Genomic DNA, 8,149 nt, shown 5'->3' on the forward strand with positions numbered 1-8,149 from the left:
ACATTCTGGAGACATGCTGGAGACGGGCTCCGCGCCGCAGAGACAGGCAGGTGGGCGGGAAAAGACGAAGGGCCCGGAACCTTGCGATTCCGGGCCCTTCTATTGGCGAGGAGTACGGGACTTGAACCCGTGGCCTCCGGCGTGACAGGCCGGCGTTCTAACCAACTGAACTAACTCCCCACAGCGCTTCTCCCGAGGGAGAAGATGAAGGCCTTGGAGCCCACGGTGAGGTGAAGCTCCAAGGCCTTCGATGGTCGGGGCGACAGGATTTGAACCTGCGACCACTTGCACCCCAAGCAAGTGCGCTACCAGGCTGCGCTACGCCCCGATGTGCGTCCCACCGGCGTCGGCGAGACGGGCTGCCTTATGCCTCTGCTCGTTCCATGGGTCAAGTACGAGATCGGGCAGCCCTTCAAAAACTCACTCGGCCTTGGCCTTCATTCCTCCGGCGGAGGCCTTGAAGGGCTCGACCTCCTCCAGGTCCTCCATGCCCTCGTCGAGATCCTCGGGATCCAACCCGGCGGCCTCGGCGGCGTCGGCGGCGGCGTCCTCGGCGGCGTCCAGCTCGGAGTGGTTCTCCGGAATCTGCTCGCCGTTGAGGGCGGCCTTCAGCACCGCGCTCGGCCGGAAGGTCAGCACCCGGCGGGCCGAGATCTCGATCTCCCTGCCCGTCTGCGGGTTGCGGCCCACGCGCGCCTTCTTCTGACGCACCTGGAAATTCCCGAAACCCGAGATCTTGATCTTATCTCCGCGCTCGAGCGTCTCTTTGAAGGTGTCGAAGACGAGCTCGACGATCTCGGCCGACTCCTTCTTGGAGAAGCCGACCTTCTCGTACACGCCCTCGATGATATCCGCCTTGGTCATGCGAGTACCTTCGCGCCCCTCTCTGCGGTGAACCCGGTGGACTGTGACAGCCTTCCCCGATCGCTGTCAACCCACCGGTTTCACTCAGGTTTTCCCGCGTCCCCCGCTCAGCTCCGGAGGGCGCCGCCCAGGCGCTGGTTGACCTCGGTGATGATGCGCTGGTGGGCGGCGCTCACCTCGGCGTCCGTGAGGGTGCGCTCGGGCGAGCGGTAGCGGATGGCGTAGGCCAGGTTCTTCCGCCCCTCGGGGATGGGCTTGCCGGTGTAGACGTCGAAGATGAGGGCGTCCTCCACCAGGGGGGCGCCGACCTCGAGGATGACGCGGCGCACCTCGTCATTCTGGAGCTCCAGGGGCACCACCACGGCCAGGTCGCGCAGCATGGCGGGGAAGCGCGGCAGTCCGCCCCAGGTGGGGACGAGCCGGGCGGAGACGTACAGGGGCGCCGAGTCCACCTCGAAGGCGAAGACGTCCCGGGGCAGATCCAGGCCCTTGGTGACCCGGGGGTGCAGCTCGCCCACATGGCCCAGCACGGTGCCGTCGGCCAGCTCCACCCGGGCGCAGGCGCGGGGGTGGAAGGCCGGGGCCTCGGCGGGGACGAAGCGGACGCCCTCCAGGTGGAGCGCGTGCAGCACGGCCTCCAGCGCGCCCTTGGCATCATAGAAGTCCGCGCGCGCGTCCTTCTGCGTCCAGGTGCGCCCACCGCGCTGGCCGAACACGAGGCCGGCGAGCCGGTGCACCTCGCGAGCGGCCGGGCGCTGACCGTGCCCCCCCTCGGGATCCTGGAAGTAGGCCCGACCCATCTCGTAGAGGGCGACGGACTCCACCTGGTGCCGCAGGCTGCGGGAGAGGTTCTCCAGCAGGCCCGGCAGCAGGCTGGTGCGCATCACCGACTGCTCCACGCTGAGCGGGTTGAGGAGGGCCACGGGCTTCTCCTTCCCACCCAGCACCTCCAGGCTGCGCGGTGCGACGAACGAGTAGTTCACCACCTCGCTCAGCCCCACGCCGGCCAGGGCCTGGCGGGTGCGACGCTCGGCCTCGGAGGCGGCGGGCTCGGGGCCCAGCTCGGCGATGCCGCGGGGCAGCCGGGCGGGGATGTTGTCGTAGCCGTGGACGCGGGCGAGTTCCTCCAGGAGATCCTCCTCGCGCTCCACGTCCACGCGGGCGCGGGGCACCTCGAAGGTGGTCTGCCCACTCCCCTCCTCCACCGACTGGAAGCCGAGGATGCCGAGGATGCGCCGGCAGTCGGCTTCGGGGATGGCCACGCCCAGCACCTTCTCCACCCGGGCGTAGCGCAGCGTCACCCGGCGCGGCGGCTGGGGCCGCGGGTACACGTCCACCCGACCCGGGGCCACCGTGCCGCCGGACAGCTCGGCGATGAGGGCCGCGGCCCGGTCCACGGCCGGAAGGGTGGCGTCGATGTCCACCCCGCGCTCGAAGCGGTGCGAGGCCTCGGTGTGCAGGCCGTGGCGCTTGGAGGTGCGGCGGATGCTGGAGGGCTGGAAGTTGGCGGACTCGAGCAGCACGCGCGTGGTGCCCGCGCTCACCTCGCTGTCCGAGCCTCCCATCACGCCGGCCAGGGCCTGGGCCCGGTCGCGGTCGCAGATGAGCAGGTCCTCGGGCGCCAGCTCCCGCTCCTTGCCGTCGAGCGTGGTCATCTTCTCGCCCGGCTTGGGGGTGCGGACGATGATCTCCTGGCCCGCGACCTTCTCCAGGTCGAAGGCGTGCAGGGGCTGGCCGTACTCGAGGAGGACGTAGTTGGTGACGTCCACCACGTTGCTGATGGGGCGCACCCCGCAGGCCTTGAGCCGGTCCTGCAGCCACTGGGGCGAGGGGCCGATCTTCACGTTCTCGATGACGCGGGCCGCGTAGCGCGGGCAGCGCACCGGGTCCTCGATCCGCACCTTCACCTTCTCGGAGGCGGGAGCGCCGGACTCGGCGGGCCTGGGCTGGGGCGGACGCAGGGTGCCGCCCGTGGCCACCGCCACCTCGCGCGCCACGCCCAGGTGCGACAGGGCATCCGGCCGGTTGGGGGTGACGTTCACCTCCAGCACGGTGTCATCCAGCCCGAGCGCCTCGGCGATGGGCACGCCCACCTTCGCGTCGGGCGAGAGGATGAGCAGGCCGGAGGACTCCTCCGAGATGCCCAGCTCCTTGGCGGAGCAGAGCATGCCGAAGCTGTCCACGCCGCGCAGGGGGGCCTGCTTGATCTCCACGCCGTTGGGCAGCTTCGTCCCAAGGGTGGCCAGCGGCACCTTGTCGCCGACCTTGAAGTTCTTGGCGCCGCACACCACCTGGAGCGACTCCTTGCCGCCCATGTCGATCTTCGTGACGGACAGCTTGTCCGCGTTGGGGTGCTGGACGGACTCCTTGATCTGGGCCACCACCACGCCGCGCAGGCCTTCGCCGGGGCGCTCCATGCCCTCGATCTCCAGACCCACCGCCGTCAACCGACGCGCCAGCTCGTCCACGGACGACGGCAGCGCCACATACTCTCCGAGCCACTTCACCGAAATCTTCACGGTTCCACCCGATTGCGAAGAATGAGTTGCGAGGTCCGACCGCGGCCGCTCAGAACTGCTCCAGGAAGCGCTTGTCGTTCTCGAACATCATCCGCAGGTCATCGATGCGGTAGCGCAGCATGGCGATGCGCTCCACGCCCATGCCGAACGCGTAGCCCGTCACCTGCGTAGGATCGTACCCGCTGTATTTGAAGACGTTGGGGTGCACCATGCCGCTGCCGAGCACCTCCAGCCAGCCCGTCTGCTTGCACACGCGGCAGCCCTTGCCGCCGCACGAGGTGCACGAGATGTCCACCTCGGCCGAGGGCTCGGTGAAGGGGAAGAAGGACGGGCGGAAGCGCGTGCGCGTGTCCGAGCCGAAGAAGGCCTTCACGAAGGCATCCAGGGTGCCCTTGAGCTCCGCGAAGCTGACGTCCTTGTCGACGAGCAGGCCCTCCACCTGGTGGAACATGGGCGTGTGGGTGATGTCCGAGTCGCGCCGGTAGACGCGGCCGGGCATGACGGCGCGGAAGGGAGGCTTGCGGTTGAGCATGAACCGCACCTGCACCGGGGACGTGTGCGTGCGCAGCAGCACGGGGCTGTCCGCCTTCTTCGCGTGGCCGAGCGAGGCGTCGTCCACGTAGAAGGTGTCCTGCATGTCGCGCGCGGGGTGGTCCTTCGGGAGGTTGAGCGCCTCGAAGTTGAAGTAGTCGAGCTCGATCTCCGGCCCGTGGGCCACCTCGAAGCCGAGCCGCTGGAAGGTGCGGACGATCTCCTCCATCGTCCGGGACACCGGGTGGCGGCTGCCGGGGCTGACGGCCCGGCCGGGCAGTGTCACGTCCAGCTTGGGGCCGCGCAGCTCGGCCTCGAGCGCCGCCTCCTCCACGCGCTGGATGGCCTGGGCGAGGAGCTGCTCGATCTCGGCCTTGACCTGGTTGGCCACCTCGCCGAGGGCACGGCGCTCGTCGGGGGGCAGCTTGCCCATCCCGCCGAGGACACCGGACAGCTCACCCTTCTTGCCGAGGTAGCGAATTCGGAGCGCCTCGACCGCGGACGGCTCCGAGGCGACGGAGATCTCTCGCCGGGCCGCATCCGCGAGCGCCTGCAAGCGGTCTTGCATGGGACTTCGTCTCCCTCCCCGGCCGTGCCGGGGCCAAAAAAAAGGGCCGCCCACCAAGGGCAGCCCGTTTTCAAACCCGCGTGCGGAAGCGGCCTCCCGAGGAGACCGCACCCGCGCGCTTTCGGTGCCGGCCCGTGAAGGCCGGCATCATCCTCAGGCCGCCTTCGCGATTTGGGCGACGGCGGCAAAACCGGCGGGATCCGCCACGGCCATGTCGGCCAGGACCTTGCGATCCAGGGCGATCTTGTTCTTGGCCAGGCCGGCGATCAGCCGGGAGTAGGACAGGCCGACGGTGCGGGCGGCCGCGTTGATGCGGACGATCCACAGCGAGCGGAAGTTGCGCTTCCGCGTGGCGCGGTCGCGGCTGGCGTAGTCGAGCGCGCGCTCGACGGCCTGGTTGGCCCGCTTGTAGCAATTCTTGCGGCGGCCACGGTAACCCTTGGCCAGCTTCAGAATCCGATTACGACGGCGACGGGCCTTGAATCCTTTTTTGACGCGCATTGCTGACTCCTGACTGCTGCGAGGTGTTCGAACCCCCGGTGAAGGCTTGTGGCCACACCGACAGGGCCCTCATGACTGCGACGGCGACTACTTGGCCCCGTAGGGGAAGAGCTCCATGACGACCTTCTTGGCGTCCATGTCCTTCAGGTGACCGGTGCCACGGTGGGTCCGCTTCGCCTTCGGGGTCTTCCCGTGGGTGAAGAGGTGCTTGCCGAGCGCCTTGCCGAACTTCACCTTGCCGGACTTCTTCACCTGGAAGCGCTTCTTGGCGCCGCTACGGGTCTTCATCTTGGGCATGTTGCCGATCCTTCCTTCACTCAAGCGCCGCAGCGAATCGCCGTCAGCGAGTTCCAAGGGCTGACGGAGTTGAAGCCGTCAGCCGCGTCCAACTATTTCGTACCACCCACCTGCTGCGCCGGAGCGCTCGCCTCGGGAGCAGCCGGGACCGGCAGGTGGGTTACCGAGGCCACCTTGACGTCCGCCTGCTCCTGGGGCTTGCCAGCGGCCGGAGCCGCCTCGGACTTCTTGCCGCCCTTCGCCGCCGCCTCCGCCGCCGCCGCCTGCTGCCGGGCCAGGTCTCGCGCCCGCTGAGCCACCTTCGGGTTGGGCGCGATGATCATGAACATCTGCCGCCCTTCCATGCGGGGCGTCTGCTCCACCACCGCCACATCCTTCAAATCCTTGACGATGTCGTCCAGGATGGCCGAGCCCAGTTCCTTGTGCGTGATCTCACGACCGCGGAACATGATGGTGATCTTGGCCTTGTCCCCGTCCTCGAGGAAGCGCCGCACGTTGCGGACCTTGAACTCGTAGTCGTGCTCCTCCGTCTTGGGGCGGAGCTTGATTTCCTTCAGGTGGACGACGACCTGCTTCTTCTTCGCTTCCGAGGCTCGCTTCTTCTCCTCATACTTGAACTTGCCGTAGTCCATGATCTTGCAGACCGGCGGCTTGGCCATCGGGTTGACCTCGACGAGGTCCATCCCCGCTGCCTGCGCCCGCTCCATGGCCTGATCGATCGTCAGAACACCCAGCTGCTCGCCTTCAGGTCCAACGACGCGGACCTCGCGAGCACGGATACGGCGGTTCGTTCTTTGGTCGCGAGCGATGTGACTGTCCCTCCTGTGGTGGGAGTAAGTACCCCCCTCGGAAGGGGGGCAAGATACTTGCCAGCCAGAGGGAGTCAAGGGCCGTCAACCGGACTTGACTCCCAGTGAGGCTAGGGCCAGGCGGCCTCCTTCTCCAGGAGGGCCTCGAAGGCCTCCAGCTTCATGCTCTTGAGATCCTCGCCGCCGTAGCGCCGGGGGGACACTCCCCCACCCTCCACCTCGCTGTCGCCGATGACGAGGGTGAAGGGGATCTTCTGCAGCTGGGCGTCGCGGATCTTCGCGTTGAGGGTGAGGCCGCGCTCGTCCACGTCCACCCGGTAGCCCTTGGCCCGGAGCTGGTCGCGCACCTTGAGGGCGTACTCCTTCTGGCGGTCCGCCACCGTGACGAGCACGGCCTGCACCGGGGCCAGCCACGCCGGGAAGGCGCCCGCGAAGTGCTCGATGAGGATGGCGATGAAGCGCTCGAAGGAGCCGAAGATGGCGCGGTGGAGCACCACCGGGCGGTGCTCGGCGTTGTCGTCACCCACGTAGGTGAGATCGAAGCGCTCCGGGGCCTGGTAGTCGAGCTGCATGGTGCCCAGCTGCCACTTGCGGCCGATGCTGTCGGACACGTCGAAGTCGATCTTCGGGCCGTAGAAGGCGCCGTCGCCCGGCTTGAGCTCGTACTCCAGGCCGAGGCTCTCCAGGGCGCTCTTGAGGCCGCCCTCGGCGCGGTCCCACTGCTCGTCGGTGCCCAGGCGGTTCGCGGGGCGGGTGGACAGCTTCACCGCGTAGGTGAGACCCACCGCCTTGTAGACGCGATCCAGCAGCTGCACGAAGCGCCGGACCTCGTCGGCGATCTGGCTCTCCATGCAGTAGATGTGAGCGTCGTCCTGGGCGAACTGGCGCACGCGGGTGAGACCGCCCAGCGAGCCCGCCGCCTCGTTGCGGTGGAGCACGTCCTGGGTGTGCAGGCGCAGGGGCAGGTCGCGGTAGCTGTGCTTCTTGAAGCCGTAGTAGATGTGATGACTGGGGCAGTTCATCGGCTTCAGCGAGAAGTCATGCTCCCCCGACTCGCTGTCGAGCACGAGGAACATGTTCTCCTTGTACTTGCCCCAGTGGCCGCTGATCTCCCACAGGCCCTTGTTGAAGAGCAGCGGGGTCTTGATCTCCACGTAGCCGGTCTCGCTCGTCATCCGGCGCATGAAGTTGGCCAGGGTGTTGTAGAGCGTGGTGCCCTTGGGGGTCCAGAAGGCCGCGCCCGGCGAGAACGGGTGGAAGTGGAAGAGATCCAGTTCCTTGCCCAGCTTGCGGTGGTCGCGCTTGCGCGCCTCCTCCATCCGCGTGACGTACTGCTCGAGCGCCTTCTTGTCGAAGAAGGCCGTGCCGTAGATGCGCTGGAGCATCGGGTTGCGATGGTCTCCGCGCCAGTAGGCCCCGCTGGTGGACAGCAGCTTGATGACGCCGATCTTCCCCGTGCTCGGCGCGTGGGGCCCCAGGCAGAAGTCCACCCAGTCCCCGTGGGTGTAGAGCGTCAGCGTCTTGGCGCCCTTGGCCGCGATGTCCTTGACGATCTCGACCTTGAACTTCTCGCCCTTGTCCTCGAAGAGCTTGATGGCCTCGTCCATGGAGATCTCGGTCCGGACGAAGGGCAGGTTCTGGGAGATCTCCTTGTTGGCCTCGGCCTCGATCTTCTCGAGGTCCTCGGGCGTGAAGGGCTTCTCGCGGAAGAAGTCGTAGTAGAAGCCCTCCTCCGTCGCCGGGCCGATCGTCACCTGGGTGCCCGGGAAGAGCCGCTGCACCGCGCTGGCCACCACATGGGCCGCGTCGTGGCGGATGAGATCCAGGCCCTCGGGGCTCTTGGAGGTGAAGATCTGGAGCTTCACGTCCTCGTTCAGGGGACGCGTCAGATCCACGTCCTGGTCATTCACGCGCGCGAAGAGAGCGGCCTTGGCCAGGCCCGCCCCGATGCTCTCGCGCACGAAGTCCGCGATGGTCGTGCCCCGCGCCGCCTGCTTCTGGCTGCCGTCGGGGAGGGTCACCGTGATCAGATCCGCCATGCGAGACCTCGGAAAAGAGAG

The 8,149-nt window shown here is 67.8% G+C and carries 6 protein-coding genes, 2 tRNA genes and 1 pseudogene; all 9 read right to left on the reverse strand.

What is annotated here, in order from left to right:
- Nucleotides 1-103: 103 nt before the first annotated feature.
- A tRNA-Asp gene (locus VF697_RS37335) sits at nucleotides 104-180 on the reverse strand.
- Nucleotides 181-251: 71 nt separating this feature from the next.
- A tRNA-Pro gene (locus tag VF697_RS37340) sits at nucleotides 252-328 on the reverse strand.
- A gap of 197 nt (nucleotides 329-525) precedes the next feature.
- Nucleotides 526-864 (reverse strand): annotated as a pseudogene (locus tag VF697_RS43430) (integration host factor subunit alpha); the annotation flags it as partial.
- A gap of 107 nt (nucleotides 865-971) precedes the next feature.
- Nucleotides 972-3,383: a phenylalanine--tRNA ligase subunit beta gene (gene pheT, locus VF697_RS37350; RefSeq protein WP_331102713.1), complete on the reverse strand. Its 2,412-nt coding sequence runs from the start codon at nucleotides 3,381-3,383 to the stop codon at nucleotides 972-974.
- Between the two features lie 49 nt (nucleotides 3,384-3,432).
- The gene (gene pheS, locus VF697_RS37355; RefSeq protein ID WP_331102715.1) at nucleotides 3,433-4,482 is read right to left on the reverse strand and encodes a phenylalanine--tRNA ligase subunit alpha; all 1,050 of its coding nucleotides are present in this window, start codon (nucleotides 4,480-4,482) and stop codon (nucleotides 3,433-3,435) included.
- 153 nt (nucleotides 4,483-4,635) lie between these two features.
- Nucleotides 4,636-4,983, reverse strand: coding sequence for a 50S ribosomal protein L20 (rplT, locus tag VF697_RS37360; protein WP_331102716.1), 348 nt, complete (start codon nucleotides 4,981-4,983; stop codon nucleotides 4,636-4,638).
- A gap of 87 nt (nucleotides 4,984-5,070) precedes the next feature.
- Nucleotides 5,071-5,280 carry a 50S ribosomal protein L35 gene (gene rpmI, locus VF697_RS37365; protein WP_331102718.1) on the reverse strand — a complete coding sequence of 70 codons (210 nt, stop codon included), beginning with the start codon at nucleotides 5,278-5,280 and terminating at the stop codon, nucleotides 5,071-5,073.
- Nucleotides 5,281-5,372: 92 nt separating this feature from the next.
- Nucleotides 5,373-6,089 carry a translation initiation factor IF-3 gene (gene infC / locus VF697_RS37370; protein ID WP_331102720.1) on the reverse strand — a complete coding sequence of 239 codons (717 nt, stop codon included), beginning with the start codon at nucleotides 6,087-6,089 and terminating at the stop codon, nucleotides 5,373-5,375.
- A gap of 110 nt (nucleotides 6,090-6,199) precedes the next feature.
- Nucleotides 6,200-8,128, reverse strand: a complete 1,929-nt coding sequence (thrS, locus tag VF697_RS37375) for a threonine--tRNA ligase (protein WP_331102722.1) — start codon at nucleotides 8,126-8,128, stop codon at nucleotides 6,200-6,202.
- Between the last annotated feature and the right edge of the window lie 21 nt (nucleotides 8,129-8,149).

It is taken from the genome of Archangium sp. (assembly GCF_036388035.1).
Taxonomy (GTDB): Bacteria; Myxococcota; Myxococcia; order Myxococcales; family Myxococcaceae; genus Archangium.

What these genes read in the sequence shown, in the direction of transcription:
- pheS (WP_331102715.1), bottom strand. Translation starts at nt 4,482, where the DNA reads ATGCAAGACCGCTTGCAGGCGCTCGCGGATGCGGCCCGGCGAGAGATC.
- rplT (WP_331102716.1), bottom strand. Translation starts at nt 4,983, where the DNA reads ATGCGCGTCAAAAAAGGATTCAAGGCCCGTCGCCGTCGTAATCGGATT.
- rpmI (WP_331102718.1), bottom strand. Translation starts at nt 5,280, where the DNA reads ATGCCCAAGATGAAGACCCGTAGCGGCGCCAAGAAGCGCTTCCAGGTG.
- thrS (WP_331102722.1), bottom strand. Translation starts at nt 8,128, where the DNA reads ATGGCGGATCTGATCACGGTGACCCTCCCCGACGGCAGCCAGAAGCAG.